This window comes from Aliiroseovarius halocynthiae, from assembly GCF_007004645.1.
GTDB lineage: Bacteria > Pseudomonadota > Alphaproteobacteria > Rhodobacterales > Rhodobacteraceae > Aliiroseovarius > Aliiroseovarius halocynthiae.
Genome location: NZ_ML660019.1, coordinates 546,874 through 572,333 on the forward strand (window position 1 = coordinate 546,874; position 25,460 = coordinate 572,333).

The 25,460-nt window shown below is 58.3% G+C and carries 26 protein-coding genes and 1 riboswitch; of the genes, 11 read left to right on the top strand and 15 right to left on the bottom strand.

Features of this window, described 5'->3' with window-relative positions; translation table 11 throughout:
* Positions 1 to 3 precede the first annotated feature (3 nt).
* A complete protein-coding gene (locus FIL88_RS02785) occupies positions 4 to 702 on the bottom strand; it encodes a DUF599 domain-containing protein (protein ID WP_142852282.1) in 699 nt (232 codons plus the stop codon).
* Positions 703 to 788: 86 nt separating this feature from the next.
* Between FIL88_RS02785 and FIL88_RS02790 the strand changes: the two genes are divergently transcribed.
* The 7 genes from FIL88_RS02790 (at position 789) to FIL88_RS02820 (ending at position 7,357) form a co-directional block, all read left to right on the top strand.
* Positions 789 to 2,219 carry an FAD-linked oxidase C-terminal domain-containing protein gene (locus FIL88_RS02790; protein WP_142852283.1) on the top strand — a complete coding sequence of 477 codons (1,431 nt, stop codon included), beginning with the start codon at positions 789 to 791 and terminating at the stop codon, positions 2,217 to 2,219.
* A complete protein-coding gene (locus tag FIL88_RS02795) occupies positions 2,216 to 3,376 on the top strand; it encodes an FAD-binding protein (RefSeq protein WP_407642315.1) in 1,161 nt (386 codons plus the stop codon). Before FIL88_RS02790 ends, FIL88_RS02795 begins: the two co-directional genes overlap by 4 nt.
* A 3-nt stretch (positions 3,377 to 3,379) precedes the next feature.
* Positions 3,380 to 3,622, top strand: a complete 243-nt coding sequence (locus tag FIL88_RS02800; protein ID WP_142852284.1) for a hypothetical protein — start codon at positions 3,380 to 3,382, stop codon at positions 3,620 to 3,622.
* A 141-nt stretch (positions 3,623 to 3,763) separates the two neighbouring features.
* Positions 3,764 to 5,056 (top strand): glycolate oxidase subunit GlcF, encoded by a 1,293-nt coding sequence (glcF, locus tag FIL88_RS02805; protein ID WP_142852285.1) that lies wholly within the window; start codon positions 3,764 to 3,766, stop codon positions 5,054 to 5,056.
* A 76-nt stretch (positions 5,057 to 5,132) separates the two neighbouring features.
* Positions 5,133 to 5,960 carry a trypsin-like serine peptidase gene (locus FIL88_RS02810; protein WP_142852286.1) on the top strand — a complete coding sequence of 276 codons (828 nt, stop codon included), beginning with the start codon at positions 5,133 to 5,135 and terminating at the stop codon, positions 5,958 to 5,960.
* Positions 5,961 to 5,972: 12 nt separating this feature from the next.
* Positions 5,973 to 6,782: a trypsin-like serine peptidase gene (locus tag FIL88_RS02815; RefSeq protein ID WP_142852287.1), complete on the top strand. Its 810-nt coding sequence runs from the start codon at positions 5,973 to 5,975 to the stop codon at positions 6,780 to 6,782.
* 122 nt (positions 6,783 to 6,904) lie between these two features.
* Positions 6,905 to 7,357 carry an Hsp20 family protein gene (locus FIL88_RS02820; RefSeq protein WP_142852288.1) on the top strand — a complete coding sequence of 151 codons (453 nt, stop codon included), beginning with the start codon at positions 6,905 to 6,907 and terminating at the stop codon, positions 7,355 to 7,357.
* A 54-nt stretch (positions 7,358 to 7,411) separates the two neighbouring features.
* On the opposite strand, the gene FIL88_RS02825 is transcribed toward FIL88_RS02820, so the two are convergent.
* Positions 7,412 to 8,290, bottom strand: coding sequence for a DMT family transporter (locus tag FIL88_RS02825; RefSeq protein ID WP_142852289.1), 879 nt, complete (start codon positions 8,288 to 8,290; stop codon positions 7,412 to 7,414).
* Positions 8,291 to 8,362: 72 nt separating this feature from the next.
* Positions 8,363 to 8,544: riboswitch (FMN riboswitch) on the bottom strand.
* 150 nt (positions 8,545 to 8,694) lie between these two features.
* Here FIL88_RS02825 and FIL88_RS02830 point away from each other — a divergent pair.
* Positions 8,695 to 8,958 (top strand): hypothetical protein, encoded by a 264-nt coding sequence (locus tag FIL88_RS02830; protein WP_142852290.1) that lies wholly within the window; start codon positions 8,695 to 8,697, stop codon positions 8,956 to 8,958.
* A gap of 51 nt (positions 8,959 to 9,009) precedes the next feature.
* Here the strand turns inward: FIL88_RS02830 and FIL88_RS02835 are convergent, their stop codons facing one another.
* The 13 genes from FIL88_RS02835 to FIL88_RS02895 form a co-directional block, all read right to left on the bottom strand.
* Positions 9,010 to 11,196, bottom strand: coding sequence for an esterase-like activity of phytase family protein (locus FIL88_RS02835; protein ID WP_142852291.1), 2,187 nt, complete (start codon positions 11,194 to 11,196; stop codon positions 9,010 to 9,012).
* A gap of 140 nt (positions 11,197 to 11,336) precedes the next feature.
* Positions 11,337 to 12,830 (bottom strand): NAD-dependent succinate-semialdehyde dehydrogenase, encoded by a 1,494-nt coding sequence (locus FIL88_RS02840; protein WP_407642316.1) that lies wholly within the window; start codon positions 12,828 to 12,830, stop codon positions 11,337 to 11,339.
* A gap of 248 nt (positions 12,831 to 13,078) precedes the next feature.
* On the bottom strand, positions 13,079 to 13,636 hold the full coding sequence (locus FIL88_RS02845) for a hypothetical protein (RefSeq protein WP_142852292.1): 558 nt from the start codon (positions 13,634 to 13,636) through the stop codon (positions 13,079 to 13,081).
* A 35-nt stretch (positions 13,637 to 13,671) separates the two neighbouring features.
* Positions 13,672 to 14,658: a P1 family peptidase gene (locus FIL88_RS02850; RefSeq protein WP_142852293.1), complete on the bottom strand. Its 987-nt coding sequence runs from the start codon at positions 14,656 to 14,658 to the stop codon at positions 13,672 to 13,674.
* 87 nt (positions 14,659 to 14,745) lie between these two features.
* Positions 14,746 to 15,957, bottom strand: coding sequence for a hypothetical protein (locus FIL88_RS02855; protein ID WP_142852294.1), 1,212 nt, complete (start codon positions 15,955 to 15,957; stop codon positions 14,746 to 14,748).
* Between the two features lie 131 nt (positions 15,958 to 16,088).
* Entirely contained in the window at positions 16,089 to 16,829 is a 741-nt protein-coding gene (locus FIL88_RS02860; protein ID WP_142852295.1) for an SDR family oxidoreductase, read from the bottom strand.
* A 53-nt stretch (positions 16,830 to 16,882) separates the two neighbouring features.
* Positions 16,883 to 18,040, bottom strand: a complete 1,158-nt coding sequence (locus FIL88_RS02865) for a winged helix-turn-helix domain-containing protein (RefSeq protein WP_142852296.1) — start codon at positions 18,038 to 18,040, stop codon at positions 16,883 to 16,885.
* Positions 18,041 to 18,042: 2 nt separating this feature from the next.
* The gene (locus FIL88_RS02870) at positions 18,043 to 18,465 is read right to left on the bottom strand and encodes an acyl-CoA thioesterase (RefSeq protein WP_142852297.1); all 423 of its coding nucleotides are present in this window, start codon (positions 18,463 to 18,465) and stop codon (positions 18,043 to 18,045) included.
* 11 nt (positions 18,466 to 18,476) lie between these two features.
* On the bottom strand, positions 18,477 to 19,916 hold the full coding sequence (locus FIL88_RS02875) for an aldehyde dehydrogenase family protein (RefSeq protein WP_142852298.1): 1,440 nt from the start codon (positions 19,914 to 19,916) through the stop codon (positions 18,477 to 18,479).
* A complete protein-coding gene (locus tag FIL88_RS02880) occupies positions 19,917 to 21,494 on the bottom strand; it encodes an ABC transporter ATP-binding protein (RefSeq protein ID WP_142852299.1) in 1,578 nt (525 codons plus the stop codon).
* A complete protein-coding gene (locus tag FIL88_RS02885) occupies positions 21,491 to 22,315 on the bottom strand; it encodes an ABC transporter permease (protein WP_142852300.1) in 825 nt (274 codons plus the stop codon). Before FIL88_RS02885 ends, FIL88_RS02880 begins: the two co-directional genes overlap by 4 nt.
* Positions 22,312 to 23,259 carry an ABC transporter permease gene (locus FIL88_RS02890; protein WP_142852301.1) on the bottom strand — a complete coding sequence of 316 codons (948 nt, stop codon included), beginning with the start codon at positions 23,257 to 23,259 and terminating at the stop codon, positions 22,312 to 22,314. The genes FIL88_RS02885 and FIL88_RS02890 overlap by 4 nt, the downstream gene beginning before the upstream one ends.
* 62 nt (positions 23,260 to 23,321) lie before the next feature.
* Positions 23,322 to 24,134 carry a division plane positioning ATPase MipZ gene (locus FIL88_RS02895; RefSeq protein ID WP_142852302.1) on the bottom strand — a complete coding sequence of 271 codons (813 nt, stop codon included), beginning with the start codon at positions 24,132 to 24,134 and terminating at the stop codon, positions 23,322 to 23,324.
* A 266-nt stretch (positions 24,135 to 24,400) separates the two neighbouring features.
* Here FIL88_RS02895 and FIL88_RS02900 point away from each other — a divergent pair, with 266 nt between their 5' ends.
* From FIL88_RS02900 to FIL88_RS02910, 3 genes are all read left to right on the top strand, one after another.
* Positions 24,401 to 24,745, top strand: a complete 345-nt coding sequence (locus FIL88_RS02900; protein WP_142852303.1) for a Lin0512 family protein — start codon at positions 24,401 to 24,403, stop codon at positions 24,743 to 24,745.
* Positions 24,745 to 25,110: a Lin0512 family protein gene (locus FIL88_RS02905; RefSeq protein WP_142852304.1), complete on the top strand. Its 366-nt coding sequence runs from the start codon at positions 24,745 to 24,747 to the stop codon at positions 25,108 to 25,110. Before FIL88_RS02900 ends, FIL88_RS02905 begins: the two co-directional genes overlap by 1 nt.
* A gap of 80 nt (positions 25,111 to 25,190) precedes the next feature.
* A complete protein-coding gene (locus tag FIL88_RS02910) occupies positions 25,191 to 25,445 on the top strand; it encodes a peptidase (RefSeq protein ID WP_185960821.1) in 255 nt (84 codons plus the stop codon).
* Positions 25,446 to 25,460: the final 15 nt, after the last annotated feature.

A 25,460-nucleotide genomic window follows, 5' to 3' on the forward strand; every position in this document is an offset into this window, starting at 1 on the left:
AGATCAGGCGTCAGGCTGCATTAGTACGGCACGTGAATGCGAGTTGAATTCGCGGCGCCACAAAACGGCAAATGTGAACAAGGTGGCGATGATCAGGCTGATCGGTCCAACCAGCCACGCCAATGCCGCCATCGCGAAATAGACTGAACGCAGCCCCCGATTGAAGCTGCGCGCTGCGGTGATATTGATCTCGCCCGCCTTTCGTGCGCGGGGCAGGGCCGTGGGGTCGGTTTCGTCATTGGGCACGGATGCCATCACCACTGCGCAATATCCAAACAGCCGATACGACCAGACAAATTTGAGAAACGCGTTGGCCAAAAACAGCATGACCAGAAGGATCTTCACCTCCCACACCAGTTCAGGCGCGCTGGTTTGGGTCAAGTCCTGCGCGACACCGCGCAACCGTTCAGTATTTCCAAGCAAAGCCAACCCGCCGCCAGTGGCGATCATTGTGGCCGAGGCAAAGAAGCTTGCCCCTTGGCGCAAGTTGGACAGGATTGCGCTGTCAAAGATACGCGGCTGGCGCGTGATAAACTGAACCATCCAATCGCGCCGATACTGGGCCACGATTTTCGAAACGGATTGCTTTTCACCCGTGGCGCTTTCGATACGCCATCCAATTGCAACCCAGGCCAGCAGGATCAAACCAACGGCCCCCAGATCAAGTATCGAAAACAACGAGTAGCGGTCAGCAAAAGTCATGTTTCACGCATAAGCCGTTCCTAGTGGTTGCTAAAGTGAAAAATTGGTTATATTTTCTTACCAATTCAGAGTCGCGGAGAAATTCCATGCAAATGCCGACACCAGATCAAGGGATCGTTGCACGCAAAGATCACATCGTTGCGCGGTTGGAGGCTGTTTTGCCCCGGGGGGCAGTCGTGCATGACCCGATCCAGACTCGTGCTTACGAATGTGACGCGCTGACGGCTTATAAATGCCCGCCGCTTTGCGCGGTTCTGCCGGCCTCGACTGACGAGGTCGCGGCGGTCATGCGTATCTGTCACGAGGAAGGTGTACCCGTGGTGCCGCGCGGGGCAGGGACGTCGCTTGCGGGTGGCGCACTGCCCACCGCTGACAGCGTTATTCTTGGCGTCGCCCGTTTGAATGATGTGCTTGAGACGGATTATGACAATCGGTTCATTCAGGTGCAGTCTGGTCGCACCAATCTGTCAGTGACTGGCGCCGTCGAGGAAGATGGTTTCTTCTACGCCCCTGATCCGTCCTCGCAATTGGCCTGCGCGATTGCGGGGAATATCGCGATGAATTCTGGCGGGGCGCATTGTCTGAAATACGGCGTGACCACCAACAATCTGTTGGGCGTGACCATGGTCATGGCGGATGGCGAGGTGGTTCAGATCGGCGGTGCGTATCTGGATGCAGGCGGGCTGGATCTGTTGGGGCTCATTTGTGGATCCGAGGGCCAGCTTGGCATCGTCACCGAAGCAACATTGCGCATCCTTGCCAAGCCCGAAGGCGCGCGGCCAGTGCTGGTTGGGTTCGACAGCAATGAAGTCGCGGGCCATTGCGTGTCCGATATCATTAAGTCTGGCATCCTGCCCGTCGCGATCGAGTTTATGGACCGCCCCTGTATTCGCGCGACCGAGGCATTCGCCGGTGCCGGCTATCCTGATTGCGAGGCGCTGTTGATCATCGAAGTCGAAGGCTCGGACGCCGAGATCGACGACCAGCTTGCCCGTATTGTCGAGATTGCCAAGCGTCACAATCCGGTGGAAGTGCGCGAAAGCAACTCAGCCGAGGAAAGTGCTGCGATCTGGCTGGGGCGTAAGTCGGCTTTTGGTGCGATGGGGCAGATCAACGACTATATGTGTCTGGACGGAACGATCCCGGTCAATGAGCTGCCCTTGGTGCTGCGCCGCATCAGCGAGATGAGCAAAGACTATGGGCTGGATGTGGGCAACGTCTTCCATGCGGGCGACGGTAACATGCACCCGTTGATCCTGTTTGACGCCAACAAACCGGGCGATCTTGAGAAATGCGAAGCCCTTGGTGCCGACATCTTGACCCTGTGCGTCGAGGTAGGGGGCTGTTTGACGGGTGAACATGGGGTTGGTGTGGAAAAGCGCGACCTGATGGCCAAACAATATGGCCCGGAGGATTTGGATATCCAGATGGCCGTGAAAGACGTTTTTGATCCCAAATGGCTTCTGAACCCGGCCAAAGTGTTTCCACTTGAAGCTTCGGAAGGTCGGCGCGGATGACAAAACTGATCCCTCAAAGCGAGCAAGAGCTGGCAGATTTGGTACGTGCGGCGGATGGTCCTGTGCGGATTGTCGGGGGCGGCACGCGGTCCGCTGAGCAACTAGCGGGGCGCCAAGAATTGTCGACCACGTCGCTTTCGGGCATCACGCTGTATGAGCCGGGCGCGCTGACACTGGTCGCCCAAGCCGGGACACCAGTTGGCGAAATTGAAGCCGTTCTGAGGGCAGAGAACCAGATGCTGGCCTTTGAACCTTATGATCTTTCAGATGTCACGCGTGTGAAAGGCGCTTCGACCATTGGCGGGGTGGTTGCCACCAATGCAAGCGGCGCACGTCGCGTGCAGGCAGGCGCGGCGCGGGATTTCCTGTTGGGTGTTCGCTTTGTTGATGGGCAGGGGCAGGTGTTGAAGAACGGTGGCCGGGTCATGAAGAATGTGACCGGCTACGACTTGGTCAAACTGATGGCTGGCAGTTGGGGCACGCTTGGTGTCTTAAGCGAGGTAAGCCTGAAGGTTCTGCCAATGCCCGAACATGTGATGACCGTAGGGATCGTGGGGCTAAGCGACGAGAACGCGGTTGCGGCCATGTCAGCAGCATTGGGATCTCCTTTTGACGTGACCGGGGCAGTGCATGCCCCAGCCTGCATCGAAGAAGAGCCCTTTACGATGGTCCGTATTGAAGGCTTTGAAAACTCGGTCAGATATCGTGCTGAAAAGCTGAAAGATCTGCTTGGGCGCTTTGGTGAAGTGATAACGTCTGAGAATGCCGAGGGTTGGAAAGTTATGCGCGACATGGTCACCTTTTCCCAATCCGCACGCGGGCCGGGTGGGGCGTTTTGGCAATTATCGCTTAAGCCAAGCGATGCAGCACCGATCATGGCCGGGATCTCGGATCAGTTTGATGTTCAGTTCTGCTATGATTGGGGTGGCGGACGGGTTTGGGTTTGGGCCGGTGAAGATGTGGATCAAGAAGCTTTGCATGGTGCGCTCCAAGACAATGCTGCACGGGTCGGGGGGCATGCGACACTCATCCACAGCGAAACCGCGCTTGCGGTGCCAAAGTTTCAACCGCTATCCCCTGCCTTGTCGCGTCTGACCCAAGGCCTGCGTCAAAAATTCGACCCGCGCGGCATTCTGAACCCCGGCCTGATGGAGTAACCCATGGATGTGATCATACTGTTTCTGCTGGGGGTGCCGGTTTTCGTTGCCTTGTCATTGATCCCGCATGCAAAGCTTGGGATTGTCGCCGGGATTGGAGCCGCCGTTCTGCTGTGCGTGCTGTGGATTGGCGAGCCGATGATCACGTCAAATGACCCGGCGGGGAATGCGATGGCCATGGGATTCCAAGCCTTCGCTTATGTTTCAGCTGCCGGTGGGGGGGGGTCGCCGCGCTCTATCATCTGACACGGTTGATCTGGCCCGTGCAGGGGCGTGTTCTCCCAAATGCCATCCGCTATGTGATCTTTCTGGTGCTTAGCGTGCCGACAGGCGGGCTGTGCCTGTTGATCATCGAAGAAATGCGTTTCGCGATTTAGGGGCCGGACTATGCAAACTCACTTCACCGAAGACCAGTTGCGCGATCCTGCCATCAAGCGCGCGAACGAGATCCTGCGATCCTGCGTGCATTGTGGATTCTGTACCGCCACATGCCCCAGCTATCAGGTACTGGGGGACGAGTTGGACAGCCCGCGGGGGCGGATCTATCTGATCAAAGATATGCTGGAAGCGGGACGCCCTGCCGACAAGAAAACGGTCGAGCATGTGGACAAATGCCTGTCCTGTCTGGCCTGCATGTCTACCTGCCCATCAGGCGTGCATTACATGCACCTGGTCGACCATGCCCGTGCGCATATCGAAAAGACCTATAGACGCCCGCTGTTTGATCGGCTGCTGCGCTGGACGCTGGCGCGGATTATTCCCTATCCGGGGCGGTTCCGCTGGGCCATGCGTGGCGCGCGACTTGCGCGTCCTTTGCGGAAGTTCATGCCTGATCCGCGACTTGAGGCGATGTTGGAAATGGCGCCTCCGAAACTGCCACGCCCGTCCGCCAATGACGTGCCGCAGGTCTTTCCGGCCAAGGGCGTGCGTCAGAAACGCGTGGCCCTGCTGACCGGCTGTGCGCAAAAGGCGCTGGATACTGACATCAACGACGCAACGATCCGTTTGCTCACCCGATTGGGTTGCGAGGTCGTGGTCGCCAAGGGCATGGGGTGTTGCGGGGCATTGACCCATCACATGGGCAAGGAACGCGAAAGCCACGCTCAGGCAGCCGCGAATATCAACGCATGGATGCGTGAAAAACGTGGCGACGGGCTGGACGCCATCGTGATCAACACCTCGGGCTGCGGCACCACGGTGAAGGATTACGGCTTCATGTTTCGCAATGACAGGCTGGCCGAAGATGCGGCGGCAGTTTCCGGTATGGCAAAGGACATCAGCGAACTGTTGATGGAGCTGGATGTGCCAACAGCAGATATGGGACAGAGGGTGGCCTATCATTCTGCGTGCAGCCTTCAGCACGGGCAGCAGGTAAAAACCCATCCAAAAACGTTGTTGAAAAGGGCGGGGTACGAGGTAGTTGAACCCGCTGACCCACATTTGTGTTGTGGATCAGCCGGGACATATAACCTGATGCAGCCCGAGATCTCGAAAGAACTGCAAAAGCGCAAAGTGACCAATCTGGAAGCCAAGACGCCCGACATAATTTCAGCCGGCAATATCGGCTGTATGATCCAGATCGGGTCGGGGACGGGCATCCCGGTGGTCCACACGGTCGAGCTGTTGGACTGGGCGACCGGCGGACCGAAACCCCGCAAATTATCGCCCACCGCGCATTAAACCTTTCTTCATCCCTGAGTTTCGCCGTACAACTGCGGGGAGGGTGGGAAAACTGCTCCGTTCAAAGGCAGTATGTATGAGATATCTATTGGCAATCCTGGTGGCGGCTCTTTTGCTAACCAGACCTTTGGGGGCGTCTGATCCGTCGCCTTTGCGCACCCTGATGACCGGGGACGAAAGCAAGGGATGGGAAGCCGTTGGGCGTTTGAATATAGGCGGTGGCAGTTTCTGCACCGGGGCTCTGATCGGTGAAAATCTGGTGCTGACTGCCGCACATTGCCTCTTTGACCGAGACAGCGGAGAGCGGTTCAAGCTGTCTGAAATCGAGTTTTTGGCCGGTTGGCGTGGGGGGCGGGCCTCGGCCTATAGGGGCGTTCGGCGTGCAGTCGTGCATCCAGACTATGCTTATACCCCATCAAAACAATCGCCCAACGTGGCCAAGGATTTGGCACTTCTTGAACTGGAAAAGCCGATCCGCAACAGCTCAATTATACCGTTCCAGACTTTTTCGCGACCGCGTAAGGGGGATGAGGTGGGCGTCGTCTCCTATGCTCATGATCGCACGGAAAGTCCTGCGCTGCAGAAAACCTGCAAAGTTCTGGCGCGTCAAAGCGGAGTGCTGGTTCTAAACTGCACTGTGGATTTCGGATCTTCGGGTGCGCCGGTTTTTGTTGTCGAGGGTGGTGAACCACGCATAGTGTCCGTGATTTCGGCCAAAGCAATGGTTCGGGATATTCCAGTATCTTTGGGCACTGATTTAGAGACGCCGCTGGCCGAGATGTACGAAATGCTGGCTGCTGGCGACGGTGTGTTCACTCGGGTCGAGACCGTGCAGGAACCGAAAGTCCGAAAATTTGGAACAGGCGCGGCGGGCCCCGGTGGGGCCAAATTCATGCGCCCTTAACTGACGGCTGCCATGAAACTTATTCTGCCTTTTCTGTTGTCAGTATGGCTGGTGCCGCATATCGCGCATGCGCAAGACAGCGCCGCCGGATTGAAGCGGTTGACCCTCCGCAGCGATCTTCTGGGGTTCGAAGCCGTGGGGCGTTTGGATATGCCCGGCGGGTTCTGTTCAGGTGCGTTGATCGCAAGCGACTTGGTTCTGACTGCGGCCCATTGCATCGAAGATGCAGTGGCGAAAGGGTCGCTTGAGGGCCTGAAGTTCTTTGCGGGTCTGCGTGACGGAGAATTCGTGGAAGCCAGCGCGGCGAAGCTTGCTGTGATGCATCCAAGTTATGATACGGGCCCAAATCCCGGTGTTCGAAACATCCGATATGACATTGGCCTTGTGGTGCTGGAAGCCCCCATTTCAACCGGGACGGCTGCTCCGTTCGCGGTCGAGGCTCTGTCCCAAAGTGAGCATGAAATCTCGGTCGTCAGCTATGCCCGCGGTCGGGCTGATGCTTTGTCCCGCGAGGCACGCTGTTCGGTGATGGATCGCGATCGCGATTTGATCGCGTTTGACTGCGATATCTGGTTCGGGTCTTCGGGTGCCCCGGTGTTCAACACATCAGGACGACGTCCACGGATTGTTTCGGTGGTATCTGCTGTTACGAACTATCAGGGGCAAAAAGCTGGGCTTGGCATGATGCTGCCGACGCGCCTTGCCGAGGTGAAACAGGCCCTGCGCGCAGGACGCGGCGTCGTTGGTGGCGCTGAGGTTAAGTCGCGCCGCATCGGTGTCGGAGGGCGCAGTGACGCCGGCGCTCGGTTTGTGAAACCCTAGCAGGTCTTGAACCTGCAAAAACCACACATATCTCTATTCCACGGATGCCGCCGGGCGGGTCCGTAAACTGCCTGTCCCAATTGGGAAGGCCTAATATTTGTCGCTTTGTGAAAGGACACCCAATGCGTAATTTTGATATGTCGCCCCTGTACCGCGCCACCGTTGGCTTTGATCAGATTGCTGATCTGATGGACCGGGTTTTGACCAATGATGTCAGCCGCGACAGCTATCCCCCGTATAATATCGAGAAGACCAACGAAGATGCATGGCGCATCTCGATTGCCGTGGCCGGGTTCACCGAGGACGAGCTGTCGGTCGAACTGCGTGACAAGGCATTGTTTGTCACCGCCAAGAAGGCCAAGGAAGAAGAGCGGACCTATTTGCACCGCGGCATCGCGACCCGTGCATTCGAGCGTCGCTTCCATCTGGCCGATCACGTCCGCGTCTCGGGCGCGATCCATGAAAATGGCATGCTGCATATCGACCTGCTGCGCGAAGTGCCCGAAGCCCTAAAACCGCGCCGGATTGAGATTGCCGGTAAGAATGATGTCGAAGCCAAGGCCATTGAAGCCTAATCCGACGGACCAGATTTAAGGAAGGGCGCGGCATGATTCCGCGCCCTTTTTTGTTCAGGCCGCTTGGCGCCGTTCTTGTTCTAAAAGCCAGAAACTGGCCGCCAGAATGATCGCAGTGCCGATCCACATGGAGCCTGTGGGCAGAAACCCGAAGACCACAAATCCCAACGCCACGTTGAAGACCAGTTTCAGGTGATCAAACGGCTGCAGGAACGCCGCATCTGCCATTGAATACGCCCGGGCAAGTACGTGCTGGGCAAAAGCCGTCAACAGGCCGGCCCCCACGACCAACCAGATCGCGGATGAGGGCAGCGTGAACCCGGTGCCAAGCGCGAGACCTGCGTTGATCGGGCTGAGCAGCAGCAACAGATAGATGGTGATCGTTTCCGTGCTGTCGCGATGGGTCAGGAATTTGGTGACGACCGAGCTGGCAGCCCACAGCGCTGCCGCGCCCACGGGCAGCAGGGCCGCCAGCTGGAAGCGATCCGACCAAGGTTCCAGGATAATCGCACCGCCGATGATGCCAAGCAGGACCGCGCCCCAACGATGGACCGAGACGTCCTCTCGCAGCACCAGCCCTGCGCCCAGCGTCACAAAGAAGGGTGACAACAGGATCAGCGCAATTGCTTGCCAGATCGGTACATGGGCCAGCCCCAGCGTCCAAAGCTGCACGCCTCCTGCCGCCAATGCGACCCGTAATATGTGCAGCCATACCTGCCCGGTTTTCATCACCGCAGCCCGATGACGAAACACCCATGGCAGGTAAAAGCCAAGCGCGATCAGATATTGCCAGAAAGTGACGGCAGGGGCCGACGCGCCCTTGCCCATGGTTGCCGATTGCAACCCCGTATTGACCAGCGCAAACGTCGCGCCCGCCAGAACCATAAGCCCCGCCGCGTGGGCAGGTTGAGTAAGATAAGTTGACTGAGTCATGCGAGATGTCCTTTCTTCCTTACGCAATGACCCAAGGCAGAAGGACAGGGCACACGGATCCCGCGCACCCCAACCCATTCTCTTCCATCCGGACTTTAACCGTCGGCTCTGGAGTTGCACCAGATCTGCTGTCCCAAGTGTTTCGCCAGAAACACGAAGCGCTCGCGGGCTTTGTTTTTGTGCGAGACACATGAAAATGATCCCGCAAAAAACTTACCGCCGGTGGGGAATTCCACCCCGCCCTGAGAATGTCACCACCCCGGCTGGGGCAGCGATGGGGACCGTAGGGTGGGGGAAGGGGAGGGTCAAGTGGATCGCGCTTATGACGTTAGGCTTGCTTGGGAGCCAACGATGACTATTTGTGCTATGAGCGTTCGCAAAATGTTTGAGTTAGGTCACTAAAATTGAGCACAGATCCCTACGAGTATCGAGGCTGGCGGGACACAGTGGTTGGCACCGCCGTGGTATTCATTACTCTCCCCCTATTGGCGCTTGACCTGCTTCACGTGATCGCGCCTTTCAGCATTGACTATCTGCTGTACACGCTGGGCGTGTCTCCACGATGGGCTATGATCCTGACCGTTCTTGTTTATCCCTTTGGCGTTGCAGCGGTAATTGAGTTGATCTGGCCAAGACGAGGTCGCGGTTCAAAGGGGGTTGATCCTTAAAGGAAAAGAGGGAGCCGAAGCTCCCTCTTGCTGGTTCTAGGTGATTGACGATCAGTTCACCACGGCGTCATCAATTTTGCCGATGTTGAAAAACATCGTCTCGCCCGAGTGGTCGTCGACACCGTCATTGTCGGTCGACACCCAAGCAGTGCCGTCAGCCGCGATGGCCAGACCTTCGACCTTGTCCAGAACGTAGCCTCCGGTGGCGGTCAGGTCGGGCAGCAGGTCGCGCACTTCCTCTTTCGTCACAACCGGCAGGTCACCACCCAGCGGCGCAGGCACCATGTCGGCGGCCGGGATGCGATAGATCTTTTTGGTCACGGCGCGGTGGTCGTGCTGGTTGTCACGCTCGATCACGTAGAAATAATCACCGTGGGCCACGATTTCCGACAGGCCAACCCAACCGGTGTCGGGCTCGGCTTTCGGATAGTGCACGGCGCCCCATTCCTTGGTCTCAAGGTTATAGGCAACCAGTTTCACGTGGTTCTTCGGGTCGTCTTTCCATTCGCGCTGCACGGCCATCCACAGGGTGTTGTCCACCTTGGTGATGCCTTCAAAGCCAAAGCGTTTCTCGACCGCGGCCAGTTCCGGCGGGATGCCGATCTCGCCCTTCAGGTTCTTGATCGAGCCATCGGCCTTCACGTGATAGATCGCGTGCGGGATCAGGCGCTCGGTGCGGCCTTCCGAGGCGACATAGAAGCCACCCTTGCCGTCCAGCGTGATGCCCTCTAGGTCCAGCTTCTGCGCGGGTGCGCCGTTGCGGGTGATGCGGATCACGTCGGTGATGCGGGCGGGGGTGGCGTTCGTGTCGATCTTGAAGATTGAGGGCTGAAAGCCATAGAAGCTGTCCGAGACGGCCCAGACGATACCGCCTTCATCCGCCACCATGCCCGAGATTGCGCCCCAGCCGATCAGCTCGTCCGCGCCGTCCGAAGTCAGCATTGGATAGCTGGCGGGGGCGTCCTGAAGTTCATAGATCATGACATGGGCACGGGCGCCCTTGTCGTCGATCAGATCTTTTTCGTTGGCCGATACCAACAGGTTGCGCCCGGGGATGGTCACGTAACCCTCTGGACCCACGCCCGAAGGTAGCAACTGTTTCAGAACGGGGTTGGTAAGGTCCGCGACGTCATAGACCCCAACGACCGAGCCGCGTTCCGATCCAACAAAGGCCAGGTCCATGTCGCCATATGTGGCGGCAGTCACGCTTTCCGGTTCAACGCCTTTGCTATCCGACCGCTTATCCGGATAGTGGCCGATTTGCACAATCGCGTGCTCGAACGACGCGCCACTTTCATAGACGACGGTGCCGTCCTGATGAAAGATCGTCCAGCCGCGCGATCCGCCTTCATAGTCGCCTTCGTTGGCGGTGGCGAAGTGGTCTTTGTCCAGCCATTTTACTGCGTCGGGCTCGCGTTTTCGGCCCTGCTGGCTTTCGGTAAAGATCAACGCGCCGCGTTCGTCTGTGGCGTCGATGCCTTCCAGATCCACGGCCCCGGCTGAGAAGTGGCTGAGCAGCTCGCCGTCCTTCGAAACAACCGCGATGTGGTTGTTTTCTTGCATCGTGATGACGATTTCGCCCTCGGCGTTGATGTCGACATATTCAGGTTCGGGATCCGAGGGGGCAACTTCCGCCAGACCGGTCAGGTCAACGCGGGTGATGCCGCCACAGTCCAGCTTGCCGTCGTTCAGAGCGGCCAGAACAAGATCGCCTGCGGGGCCCTGCGGGATGATGCCGTCATTCAGATCTTCGTCACGCTCGTTCTCGATGGCAACCGCGATGAAGCTGCCGTCCTGGGCCTTGGCCACGCTGTCGGGCTGTCCACCCAAATCGCAAGATGCCAGTACTTTACCGGTCACCACATCGATGGCGTTCAGTTTGCCCGACGGAGCAGTGTAGCTTTCCGAGGTGTTCACGCCAACAAACGCGGTCTGGCCAATCACAGCGACCGAGGTCGGCTCGCCCGGAAGGGCGATGTTGCCCAAGGGCTTGGGGTTGGCGGCGTCAGTGATGTCGATGCGGCCCAAAACACCCAGTGGGCTGTCGGTATAAACCAGCGTCATGCCGTCTGCGGTGACGTCAATAATCTCGGGGCTGGTTTCGCGCTTGCTGTCTTCACCTTCAGCCATGTTTTTGACGACTGGGAAAGAGGCAATGCGGTTGAAATTCATCTCGGCCTGTGCAGCTCCTGCGCTCAGCGCAAGAATAGAGGTCAGGCAAAGGGTGCGATGCAGCATGGGACGCTCCTGTTAAATTGGTCCCGGACATCATCGCGCTTGACGTAAAGTAAATTTAACAGATTTGTTAAAGATGCATGACATCTGAAGCGCAAAAAGGGAGGGGTGGCCCCCTCCCTTCGTTTTGACTGTGGATCCGATCAGACCGACATGCAGATATACTTCATTTCAAGGAAATCCTCGATCCCGTGGCGCGAACCTTCGCGGCCGAGGCCTGACTGTTTCACGCCGCCGAACGGTGCGGTCTCGGTCGAGATGATACCAGTGTTCACACCAACGATGCCATATTCCAGCGCCTCGGCCACTTTGTAAACGCGGCTTAGGTTGTTGGCATAGAAATACGATGCCAGACCAAAGATCGTGTCATTGGCTTGCGTGATCACGTCGTCTTCGTCTTTGAACTTGAACAAGGGTGCCATCGGGCCGAAGGTCTCGTCCGTGGCGACGTCCATGTCGCGTGTGGCGTTTTTGATGATGGTGGGTTCAAAGAACAGACCGCCTTTTTCGTGCTCTTTCCCGCCAAGGATCACTTCGCCGCCTTTCGACGTCGCGTCCGCCACATGTTCGCGCACTTTCTGAACAGCAGCGGGCGAAATCAGCGGGCCAAGAGCGATGCCTTCGTTCAGACCGTCGCCCACGGGCAGGGCGGACACTGCCTTGGCAAAGCGTTTGGCGAATTCGTCATAGACACCTTCCTGCACATAGATCCGGTTGGCGCAGACGCAGGTCTGGCCGTTATTGCGGAACTTACAGGCGATGGCGCCTTCCACGGCGGCGTCCAGATCGGCGTCGTCAAAGACGATGAATGGCGCGTTGCCACCCAGCTCCATCGAGCATTTCAGAACCTGATCAGCAGCCTGACGCAGCAGGATACGACCCACATTGGTTGACCCGGTGAAGGTCAGTTTGCGCACCAACGGGTTCTCGCAGAATTCTTTGCCGATGTCCGAGCTGCGCGAGCTGGGTACGATGTTGAACACGCCAGCAGGTACGCCCGCACGTTCAGCCAGAACCGCAAGGGCGGTGGCCGACAGCGGGGTCAGCTCTGCCGGGCGTCCGACAAAACCACATCCTGCGGCAATGGCGGGGCCGCATTTGCGTGTGATCATCGCGTTGGGGAAGTTCCACGGGGTGATCGAGGCCACAACACCGATTGGCTGACGGATCACCATCAAGCGTTTGTCGGGCTGGTGACCGGGAATGGTTTCGCCATAGATACGTTTGGCTTCTTCGCCGAACCATTCAATGAAGCTTGCGCCATAGGCGATCTCGCCCATGGCTTCGGGCAAAGGCTTGCCCATCTCGGCAGTCAGGATAATGGCCAGATCGCCCTGATTTTCCATCATCAGATTGAACCATTTGCGCATGACATTGGCGCGGTCTTTGGCGGTGCGCTTGGCCCATTCACGGCCAGCTTTGTCTGCCACTTCGATGGCGCGGGCCACTTCGGTGCGTGACAGATCAGCCACCTGTGCGATGACGTCACCGCGTGCGGGATTAACCACATCAAAGGTGGCCCCATCATCGGCATCAATCCATTCGCCATTCACATAGGCGCGGGTTTCGACCAGCGACGGATCTTTCAGAAGCTTCTTCAGCTCGGTGGCATTTGCGGCCATGTTCGTGTCTCCCATGTCGTGTCTTGCAGGTAGATCAGTGCATGATTGCCCATTAGTTAACAAGGCAATAATTTGCGGAGTCTTTCATCCCTGCGTCAAATCTGGGATAGCGCAATGACAAGCGAAATTCATCCCGATTGGTGAGGGAATTTGATCATTTTTTCAATTTGAGGATGCCGGAGTGTCTTGGCTGTGCAAGATTCTTCCGAAAACGGAAAGGCGGGCACCGATATTGCCCGCCTCAATACTGTCCCGTGCAGGAATCAGCGCCCGAAATCTTCCAGTGCGCGATGATCGATTTCTGTCAGGATGGTCTTCATGGTTTCGATCGATGTGCCTTTTGCCTGGATCAAGATGCGCCCGTCGACGATGCCTGACAGCTCTCCATCTTGGTTCAGGTACTTCATCCGCCCCACACGTTCCAATTTCATACCCATGAGGCCGGCATTCTGCATCATGCCCGACAATGCCCCCACCATCGGGTTGTCTGCCATGATAGTAATCGTAAAGCTTTCGGACCCATCGCTATAGGTTGCTTCGGACCCCGCACCGCCGCCAAAGATCGCCATGCCTGCGCTGACTTCGGTCGAGACTTCGCGCGTCCAGCCTTCAGGGGCCTCTGGCAGGAATTTCGCCAAATCGGCGGTCTTCATTTCCTGCATCAACTGTTTGGCAAATTCCAATTCTTCCAGCGCGTAAGACAGATCGCCTTCTTCATAGGCTGTCAGGGCGGATTTCAGGGTGTCGGACACCTCATCCGCATGTGCGAAACCTGGGGTTAGAAGCGTGGCTGCCAGGGCCAGACTGCGTAAATAGGACATGCGTCCCTCCTTATTGAAATTGGGCATCGGGCCCTTCATGAAAATTTTTGCGCCCATGTGGGCAAATTGTCCCCTGGATAAGGGCGCGCAGCGTGGACGCCGCGTGCAATGGCACGCGCCAAGCATGTGGCCGCCGCATGGCCTAGTCTTAACGCATCAAAGCCGGGATCGGATAGGGTCATTTTTCCCGTAGAGGCTGCAAAGATCAGATCGCCGTCAAACGGTGTGTGGCTGGGGTGGATGGCGCGGGCCATGCCGTCATGGGCAGCGGTGGCAAGCCGTGTGCATTGCGCCTGATCCAGATCAGCATCGGTGGCGATGATGGCGATTGTGGTGTTTTCGCCCAACTGCGCTTCGGGGCGCGGTTCAAGCCCTGGATTATGCTGCCCCATCCCGCGCGCGCCGAATTCGCCGTCCATCTCCCACGGGGCGGCCCAGAACGCGGCGCCGTCGCCCATCGTAACAGACCCCAGCGCGTTAACGGCGACCAAAGCCCCCACTGTAACGCCATTGTCCAAAACCAAAGACGCCGATCCAAGCCCGCCTTTCAGGCCTGCAGTGGTTGCGCCAAACCCGGCGCCATGACTGCCAATCATGAATTCGGTCGATGCCGACGAATAGGCTGCGCGCCCAAACCCCTTATAGGGGTTCTGGGCCCAACCCTTGTCGCCACCATTCAGAAGGTCAAACAGGATGGCTCCGGAAACGATGGGCACGTGTTGGTCGCCCACCTGAAACCCGCGCCCTTCTTCGCGCAACGCATCCGCGACACCTGACGCGGCGTCCAGCCCGAAGGCAGACCCGCCGGACAACACTAAGGCGTCCACCTGTTGCACCAGTTTGTCCGGGGCCAGCAGATCCGTCTCGCGCGTGCCGGGGGCACCGCCCATGACATGGACACCTGTGGTAAAGGGCGCATCGCCCACCAAGACTGTGGCGCCGGTCTTGATGACCGGATCGTCAGCATTGCCAACACGCAGCCCTGCGACGTCTGTGATCAGATTTCGGGATCCCGGTTTCATGGGCGGTCCTTCCGTTGCTTACCAATTTCTAACGCGATGTGGCGTGCAACAGAAGGATCAACTTAAACGCGGGTCATTGGGGTCGGCCTATAGCTGGTCCACCGCAATGTCGCGATCATGGAAGCGCAGGATTTCTATGTTGCGCAACGTATCAGTTCCAATTCCGTCACCACTGACCTGAACACCCGCGGCGTTTTTGCTTACGGTCACTTGTGACGATGCCATGTCGAACTGCACCACATCCTGTCCGGCCTGCCCGTCGATCATATTGTCGCCTGCATTGCCGATCAGGATGTTGTCGTGGTCATTGCCTGACAGGCCAGAGGGCAGATCGCCCAGAAGTCGCGCGTTCAGCAGATATTGCGATTTATGCGTATAGGGCTGGTCAGAGTTCAGGCTCATGTCGAAGGTGCCGCTGAAACTCGGGTCGATCCGGGCCATATAAGTGATCATGTCGGGCAGGAAGCTTTCGACCAGTGCGGTGCCCTGCGGGTCCAGCTTGCGGACATCCGCGCGCGTCTTCGGCTCGTAAATCCCCCACATGCCATATTGGCCGTCCGTCCAGCCTGCCCAATAGCCATAATAGCTGTCCAAAATGGCAGCGAGGTATTCTTGCTGCAGACTGCCTTCAGCGCCCAGCTCTTTGATCCAGCCCGCGATGTCGGGCATGCGTTCGGTGCTTCCCCACACACCGCTTTCCATTGCGTCCGCAGTGGCCTTGGCGGCCTCCACCTGGAACGTATCTTTCAGTGCGCCATCTGTGTTGCGGGTTCCGATGCCATAGTCATGGACCATGTGGAAGATTTCTTCGAAACCGGCGTCTCGCTGCTCGTAGTCATTGGTCAGATAGGGCAGGGATCCTTCGACGGGGAATTCAAGTTCGTAAAGGGGTTGGCCGACCAATGCCCAGCCCCAAATCGGGCTGCTGCCGTCGGCGCCGCCGGGCAGGACCATTTGCGCACCGTTTTCGGCCATGGTGTTTGCAACAGCAGTTTTGTCTGCACCATAGCGAGAGCCGGGAACATCAGTCAGATAAAAGTCCAGAATGTTATACGCGCGCAACAATTGCTCGTCCGAGACATCATCTGTCGCCAGAAGTGGGACGGTGCCACCATTCGGGGTCTTGTAGGCGATGAACTTGTCATAGTTGCGTCGCACGATAAGCCCGAATTCCCCAAGATCTCGCTGGATCAACGAAGGTTCGGGATAGGAAGTATAGTTCGGGTTTTCATAGGTTTGTGCAAGTGCACCAGATGCGGCGCAAATTGCGATTGCGGTCGCTGCATAGACACGTTTCATATTTTCATCCTCGATGATGCGCGTTCTCAGAGATGTCGTGATTGAGATGTGTAAGCGTTTGAGAAAAATCAACGTTGGGCAGGGCGTTTTAGCTTTCCCATTGCGGTCAGCAGCGGAATTTTGCCGCCGCCTTAAATACAACGCCCGCCGTCGACTTCCATTGCCACGCCCGTCACCATCGACGCTTCGTCGGAGCAAAGGAAACATGCCGCATTCCCCATATCCTCGGGGGTCGAGAAGCGCCCGATCGGAATGGTCGACACGAACTTTTCGCGCATCTCGGGCGTGTCTTCCCCCATGAAGCTGGACAACAGCGGAGTTTCCCCAGCAACCGGGCAGATCGCGTTCACGCGGACGCCATGCGGGGCCAGTTCGACGGCCATGGTCTTGGTCGCAGTGATCATCCAGCCTTTTGAGGCGTTGTACCAATTCAGGTTCGGGCGCGGACTGAGGCCAGCCGTCGAGGCGACGTTCAACACGGCCCCGGTGCCAGCGGCCTTCATGCCCGGTACGAAATAGCGGGCGGTTAGGTAAACGGATTTGGCATTCACAGCCAACACGCGGTCAAATTCACCCTCATCGACCTCTTCCATCGGTTTGGGCAGGTGGGTGATGCCCGCATTGTTCACCACGATGTCCACATGGCCCCACAGCTCGTGCGCGGCGCGTGCCATCTGGGCAACGCTGTCCCCGGACGAGACATCGACATGATGTGCCACGCCTTCGATGTCAGCAGCGACCGCGCGGGCCAGTTCGTCATTCAGATCGGCAACCATGACGCGGGCGCCCTCGGCTGCGAATTTGCGCACGATGCCAGCACCAAAGCCTGACGCGCCGCCTGTGATGATGGCTGTTTTGTCCTGAAGCCGCATGGTCACCTCCTGATTTTACGGGCAGCTTGCGCCCAATCGGATCGATGTGCAAGTCAGCTGCGCGGGGTGTGCCAAGTGGTGTTGGTCAGCCCTGCAAATCGCGCAAATCGAGTCAATTCAGCGTCAAGTTTTGCGTGGCGTGCCGCGCCCCAGCGGGTGCCGGATTCGGGCCAAAAACCGATGACGGACAAGTCGCCACTTTTGCGATCCGCTTTCAACTCGATCCGGCCGACGAAACGGTCGCCCTCCAGCAGCGGATAGACATAGTAACCCCAGCGCCGTTTGGCTTTCGGTACGAACATTTCGTTTCGGTAATCAAAGCCAAACAGCTTCTCAAGCCGCGCGCGGTCGCGGATGGCGGGGTCAAATGGGTTGAGAATGCGCAGGCGCGTTGTTGGGGCTGGCAGGGTTTCGAGGCGCACCTCGATATCCTGTGGGGCGAGCGCGGCATAGATGTTCCCGTCCGCGGTTTCGATCTGAACCGGAATCAGGTCGGCATGCTCGCACCACGCCTTTGCCTCGTGCGCACGCATCGCGTCCCAGAAGCGTCCAATTTCGCCCGTCGTACCAAAGGATAACCGATCCAGCGCGGCGCTGCACAGCCAATCAACGGCATCCGAGTCCGGTATTGGATCATGGGTGGGGAAGACCCGCTTCCCCAGATCATAGAACTTCACGAAATTCTTTCGGTGGCAGGTGGCAAGCTCGCCTGCATACCACATCTGATCCAACGCTTTTTTATGCGGAGGTCGCGCCCACATCTCGCGCTTTTCGACCTTGGTGTCGAAGGCATGGGTGGACAAGGCACCTTCGCGTTCGATGCGATCCCGGATCTCGGTGATTTGCGCCTTGGCAAGGCCAGACTGATACCACTCGCTGCGCCCAACATGTGCGCCCAGACGGTCAAACTGCCGCGTCCAGTATGGCAAGACACGTATGTCGATCAAGCTGGCATCATGGGTGAAATGTTCGAAGATTGTGCGATCCGAAAGCTGCTTCCAAATCGCGCCCTCGCGGACGTTCTGGTTGCGGCTCCACAGGATGTGATTATGCGCACGGGTCACGTTTCGGATCGTGTCGATCTGCACGAAACCGAGCCGCCAGATCATGTCTTGCAGATCGAACGCTCCCGTCGGCGTTTCCGCCAACAGGTTCGTTGACAGCCAAAGGTGCCGCGCCTGCCGGTTCGAGATCTTAAACGCGGCGCTCATGATCAGCCCTCGACCAGAAAGGCTTGCATCTGAGTTTTTAGATCCTCGTCGATCACCGTGGCTTTGCGCGCCTTAAGATCCATTAATACGCATTTCGCCGTCACATCGAACAAGAGCGTGTCATCTGCCCCGCGATACATCCAGTGCTGGAACGTTGCCGAGCGACGCCCGACATCTGCAATCCCCGAACGCATATAGATCCATTCGCCCGCCAGAACCTCGCGGTGATAGGTGGCGTCAGAATGGACCATCGCAAAGGCTTGGCGACGCCCGCCTGTCAGCTGGTCATGCCCCAGCCCGAAGGCCGTCATCAAGCCCAGACCTGCATCCGAAACACAGCCAAAATAGCGGCTGATGTTCATATGCCCCAGCATGTCACAGTCAGTTGGGTCGATCACCCGGCGGTAGGTTTCGATGATGGCCATTGGGCCTCCTGTCAGTCGTGTTTCGCGGCGACGGTTTTCAGTTGCGAGAACCCATAAAGCGCCTCGAACCCTTTTTCGCGTCCATGGCCCGATTTGCCAACCCCGCCGAAGGGCAATTCGACGCCGCCGCCCGCACCGTAATTGTTGATAAAGACCTGACCGGCGCGCAGGCGTTTGGCCAGCCGCATTTGCCGTGCACCATTGGCAGTCCAGATGCTGGCGACCAAACCATAGTCGGTGTTGTTGGCGATGTGGACGGCGTCCTCTTCTGTGTCAAACGGGATGATGACCTGAACCGGGCCGAAGATCTCGTCGCGGGCCAAGGGGTGATCCGGTGGAACATCGGCGAAAAGGGTGGGGGCCACATAGTGTCCGCCGTCCGGCGCGTTGGTGACCTTGCCTTGGCCGACGCGTCTCAAATCTGCGCCCTGTGCCAAGAAGCCCTCGACAATTTCTTTTTGTCGGGCCGAGATCAGCGGCCCGACATTCAAATCGGCGGTTGCGGGGCCGACCCGCAGCGCGCCATAGGCGGCCCCCAAACGCGTGACCAAGTCGTCATAAACGCTGCGCTGGACCAAAATACGCGAGCTGGCCGAGCAGGTCTGCCCCGCGTTCTGAATGCAGGCCCCGACAAGGAAAGGCAGGGCTGCATCAAGATCGGCGTCTTCAAAGACCAGTTGAGGCGACTTGCCCCCAAGCTCTAGCGTCACGGGCACCACGTTTTGGGCCGCCGCGGCCTGCACCAGACCACCCACCGGAACTGACCCGGTGAAGCTGATATGATCGACGTCTGGATGCGCTGACAGGGCGGCCCCAGCTTCCTCGCCTAGACCCGTCACGACGTTGAGCGCGCCTTTGGGTAGGCCCGCTTCCTCGGCCAATCGCGCGAAGGCGAGGGCGGTCAGGCAGGCCTCTTCCGCAGGTTTCAAGACGCAGGCATTGCCCATCGCCAATGCCGCCCCGACCGACCGCCCGATGATCTGCATGGGGTAATTCCACGGCACGATATGACCCGTCACGCCATGCGGTTCACGTAGGGTATAGACGGTGTAGCCGTCTAGATAAGGGATCGTCTCGCCCATCACCTTGTCCGCCGCGCCGCCGTAGAATTCCATATATCGGGCCAGTGCAATGGCGTCGTTTCTGGCCTGTGTCAGAGGCTTGCCGACATCGCGGGCTTCCAGCGCCGTCAGATCGTCAATGCGGGTCTGAACCAGCTGGCCGATACGTGTCAGGATGCGGCCACGTTCGACCGCTGTCATGCGGCCCCAATCGCCATCCAAAGCGGTTCGCGCAGCTAAGACCGCCGCGTCCACATCCTTTGCGCTGCCCCGGCCAATACGGGTGAATTTTTCGCCAGTCGAGGGGTCTTCGACAGGCAAAGTATCCGTCGCCTTTTGCCAGTCTCCGCCGATCAGGATTTCCGTGGGATCAAACCAAAGCGCGTCCATTCAAGCCGTCCTCCACGCAGGCGGGATTTTCGGCGCCGCGTTTATCAGGTTTCGAGTGTAGTCATGTTGTGGGGTGGTGAACACGGTTTCCGTTTCACCTTCTTCCACGATCTGGCCTGCGCGCATCACCAAAACGCGGCCGGTGACATTGCGCACAACGCCAAGATCGTGGCTGATAAACAGATAGGCCAGCCCGTGCTTGGCCTGTAAATCTGCGAGCAGGTCAAGAATATCTGCGCGGATCGAGACATCCAGCGCCGATACGGCCTCGTCCAACACAATCAGTTCGGGGCGCAGGATCAAGGCGCGGGCAATGGCGATGCGCTGACGTTGACCGCCGGAAAACTCGTGCGGATAGCGTGTCATGGCCTCACCCGGCAAGCCGACCTCGGCCAGCGCTTGACGCACCTGATCACGCCAATCTTCGGGCCGCGCGCCCAGCAGATGGAATGGCTCGGCCACCAGTTTTTCAACCTTCCAGCGCGGGTTGAAGCTGCCATAGGGGTCTTGGAACACGACCTGAAGTCCAGCGCGTCGCGCCGTGTCCATGTCGGGCGAGATCGGGTCTCCGTTCAACAGGATGTCCCCACCTTGCAGCGCCTCAAGCCCCAAAATCGCGCGGCTGAGTGTAGACTTTCCACAGCCGCTTTCCCCCACCAGACCAAGGCTTTCGCCCTTGTTCAGCGTAAAGCTGACGCCATCCACCGCGCGAAACTGCGGGGCAGGGCCCAACAGCCGTGTGCGGGGCAGGGGGTAGTCGCGGATGGCGTTGTTTACTTGCAGAAGTGGAGCGGCACTTGGCTGCGCGATGCCCGCAGGCGCGTGGTTGGAAGCCTCAAGCAGTTGGCGCGTATAGGGGTGTGACATGGTGCGAAACAGTATCTCGGTTTCGCCCTGTTCGACGATCTTGCCTTTGCGCATGACCGCAACGCGATCGGCCATGCCCGCGACCACGGCCAGATCGTGGGTGATCAGAAGCAGGCCCATGCCTTCTTCCGCGACGAGTTCTTTCAACAAATCGAGGATCTGCGCCTGTGTGGTCACATCCAGCGCGGTGGTCGGTTCGTCCGCGATCAAAAGGTCGGGGTGCAGCGCGATGGCCATGGCGATGCAGACACGCTGGCGTTGCCCGCCCGACAGCTCGTGTGGGTAACGATCCAGTGGGACGCGATCTTGTGGCAGGCCAACACGGGTCAGTTTCTCGGCCGCCAGACGCAGTGCGCCGTCGCGCGAGATGGTCCTGTGGATACGTGCGCATTCCGCGACCTGATCACCAATTGTTTGGACAGGATTTAGCGCGGTCATCGGTTCCTGAAAGATCATCGAGATCCTGCGCCCCCGCAGAGAACACAACGCGTCATCGTCCAACCCGTTCAGGTCCAGCCCATCAAACATGATCTGGCCCGAGGCTTTTGCCCCGCGCGGCAAAAGGCCCATCACAGCCAGCGCTGTCATCGACTTGCCCGACCCGCTTTCGCCCACCAAGCCGATCACCTGGCCTGGCGCAATCGACAGGCCCACGTCTTGCAGAATGGGCGTATCGTGGATCGACACCGAAAGGTTTTGCAGATCAATCATTCGCGCGCCCTTCTGATCCGTGGGTCCAGAAGATCGCGCAGTCCGTCGCCGATCAGGTTCAGCCCAAGAACCATGGCAACAATCGCCAGTCCGGGTGCGATGGCAAGGCGAGGCGTGGTATAGATCATGGTTTGTGCGTCCGCCAGCATCCGGCCCCAACTGGGCGTGGGCGGCTGCGCGCCAAGGCCAACATATGAAAGACCCGCTTCGGCCAGAATGCCCAGCGAGAACTGGATTGTTCCCTGCACGATCAACAGGTTGGCGATGTTGGGTAGAATGTGTTCGACACTGATCCGGATCTTTCCTTTTCCGGCCACCTTCGCCGCCATAATGAACTCTCGCGTCCAGATGGTCAGCGCGCCGCCACGGGCGACACGGGCGAAGACTGGGATGTTGAAAATTCCGATGGCGATGATGGCGTTGGTGGCTGATGGACCAAATGTGGCGGTGATCAGGATCGCGATGACCAGCGACGGGAAGGCGAAGATCAGGTCATTGCCGCGCATGATGACCTCGTCCAGCCAACTGCCGCGATTGGCGGCGGCCATCAGCCCCAAGGGAACGCCCAGCCCCATGCCAATCCCAACAGCCAGCACGGCCACCGAAATGGAGATCCGCCCGCCCTCCATCAGCATGGACAGAAGGTCTCGGCCAAAGTGGTCCGTACCAAGAAGATAGCTGGCCGACGGGGCTTTCAGCTTCTCTGCAATGTTCAGCGTCGTAACGTCATACGGGGTCCAAAGAAACGAGATCAACACAGCGGCAAGCAGCGACGTGCTGAGCGCGGCGCCGATCCAAAGCTGAACAGGGAGGCGGGTCATGCGCGCCTCCTAAGCCGGGGGTCCACGACCGCATAGGCGACGTCAACAAGAAAGGTGACAAGGATGACCGCGAAAACCAAAAGCATCACCACGCTTTCGACTACTACAAGGTCGCGCTGGGTGATGGCCTGAAAGATCAATCGCCCTAGGCCGGGCAGGAAGAACACGTTCTCGATGATGATCGCGCCGGCCAGAAGGAAACTGAATTGCAGGCCGATGATGGTCAGAACCGGGATCAACGCATTGCGCAGCGCGTGGCGACGGGTGGCCTGTGCGATGCTTAACCCCTTGGCACGGGCGGTGCGCATATAATCTTGGTGCAGCACATCCAGAAGAGACGAGCGCATAACGCGGGCGAGGATCGATGCTTGAGGCAGCGCCAGCGCGATGGCGGGAAGGGTGAGGGATTTCAACGCTGGGCCAATCCCCGCGTCCCAGCCGGGAAAACCGCCGGCCGAGAACCACCGCAGCTGCACGGCAAAGACCAAGACCAGCAGCATGGCAAACCAGAAATTTGGAACGGCAATGCCCATCTGGGTCGCGCCCATGATGGTGTAATCCGTCATCTCGCCGCGCCGTGTGGCTGCGATCAACCCAACAGGAATGGCAATCAGCGTGGACAGTAACAGCGCAAAGATGGCGAGCGGGAGCGAGACTTGAAGCCGCTCAACTACAAGTTCGGCGACAGGTACGCGATAGGTATAGGATGTCCCGAAATCCCCGGCCACAAGCCCGCCAATCCAATTCAGATAGCGTGTGCTTAGGGTCCCATTCAATCCCAGCTCATCACGTAGCGCGGCAACGGTGTCTTCAGACGCGTTCAAGCCCAGCATGAAGGATGCGGGGTCGCCGGGGATGACCTCGATCATAGTGAAGATCACCAGCGAGGCCACGACGAGGCTGGCCCCTAGCGACAGGGCGCGGGTGATCAGATACCTTAACATGGGCCGAGCCTAGCCCCCGAAAATGCCAGCGAAAAGAGAATTCTGCAGAATACGGGACCGTGTCAGATCTTGACCTCGACACCAGGCAGGTTCAGGGCCTTCATCAGCTCGCGCAGTTCCTGACGTGCGGCCACGTTGGAAATGTTCATTTGCCCCATCACACCGATGTCGCGCAGGTCCAAAAGGGTCAAGCCGCGGGTGAACAGCTCGCGGAAAATGACACGCTCGTTAAAGCCAGGGGCCGCGCGGAAGCCGATGCGGCGCGAGAGCTCTTCGATCGCATCCCCCATCTTCTTCTTGTTGTGCATCATCTGAGCGCCCAGACGGTTGCGCACGACGACCCAATCCATCGGCTTTAATCCAGCTTTTGCACGCAGTTGTCGGGCGTTCCAGACCATCTCGGAATAGACCGAGGGGCCGGTTACTTTGCCAGTGGTTGGCTCGGTCCGTGCCAGCAGGTCGAAGTCTACGAAACTGTCATTCAATGGGGTAATCAGTGTATCAGCCAACGAATGCGCCACTTGGCTAAGGCGGGTATGCGATCCGGGGCAGTCGATCAGGATGAAGTCCTGACTGTTCTCCAGTGATGCGATGGCCATGGCCAAACGGCGGTCATAAGGGTTCTCGCCCTCTTTCAGATCCGCAGGGTCGACCTCGGGCAGCTCGTGATACTCTGGCGAGGGCAGCTCTTTGCCTTCACGTTCCATCGTGATCTTGCGATTTTCGATAAAGCGGCCAAAGGTTTGCTGGCGAAGATCCAAATCCAGCACACCCACGCGGTGCCCCAATCGCGACAGAGACGTTGCCACATGCATCGACACGGTGGACTTGCCCGCACCGCCCTTTTCGTTCCCGACAACAATAATATGTGCCACGCCACTATCCCCGGTATCTTGAGTGTTTTTATCTTTCGGCCACTATATGTCGCATCATTCGCAGGGGGAAGAGGCACAAAACCAATTTGTATAACTCTTTCTTGAAGGCGTTTCATTTTTGTCTAACGGCAGCCTCAAGGGTAGACATTCCACATCTAATCAACGTTGGTAGTGTTTCTGGACAGATGCCTGCCCAGAAACATCTCAGCTGGCTCTATGATCACAGATGGGCAGCGGTAAGCATGCCCGGAACCCAAGGAGACCCGATGGAAAAGAAACGCGTACTTGTTGAGTTTGGCATGGGCACATCGCTGCGCCGCGCAGACTATACTGAAGCCGCCGCCCGCGCGATCCGGGATGCGCTGTGGCACAACTCGGTCAATATGGCCGAACTGTTCGGGTTCGAGAAGACCGATATGATTGTGGATGTCGAGATCGCCGTTCAAGCGCCTGATCAGGTCGATACCAGCCGGCTGGCCAAGGATTTTCCCTATGGCAATATCTCGTTCGTTGTGACGCAGGGCGGTCTGGACATCGACAAACCGCAGGGCGGCAAGACGGTGATCGCCAACGTTGCCATTGCCGTATCCTTCATGATGGAGGCCGCGTGATGGGCGAGAAACGTATGATCCTTGAGATGGGGATGGGCAACGATCTGTATGGTCAGGACTATACCAAAGCGGCGTGCCGTGCGGTGCAGGATGCGCTGCATCATTCGTCAATCACGTTGTTTTCCACGTTGGGGCTGGATCACCAAGACATGCGCGTGTCGGTGACCATTGGCGTCGCCGAGCCCGAGAAACTGGACCTGGAAGTCGTCCGCGCCGAACTGCCCCGTGGTCGCGCCGAGGTGCGCGCGGTGAAGGGCGGGATGAACACAGATAGCGCTGGGCAGGTGCATGTGGTGGCGACGGCCGCAATCGAGGCATGGTTGCCGGATCAAGCGGGGAAGTGGAAGGTTGCATCTAGCGCCTGATTGTCAGGACATCCATTCGGTGGTATTTCAGGTAAAGCAGAACGCCGGGTTCACGGCGCTGTTTATCTGAAAGACTGACTATGACGCTTATGACGTTTGCTGCTTACGAGCAGCCGTTGAAGTGGATCGCGTTTGGCCTTGGACTGGCCAGCACGATCTCAATCGTGCAGGGGTGGCAGCTTGCAGCAATGTGCCTAAGCCTGCCCTTTTGCCTGATCTGGATCTACTGCGCATGGCTGCGCACTGAGAAGCAGCTAAAATACATCAACATCTTGTTTGCTGGGCTCTATGTCTATGGCATAGCGCGGCATTTTGTGTTGGCTCAGGTGGCCTGAAAAAAACGCCGCTTC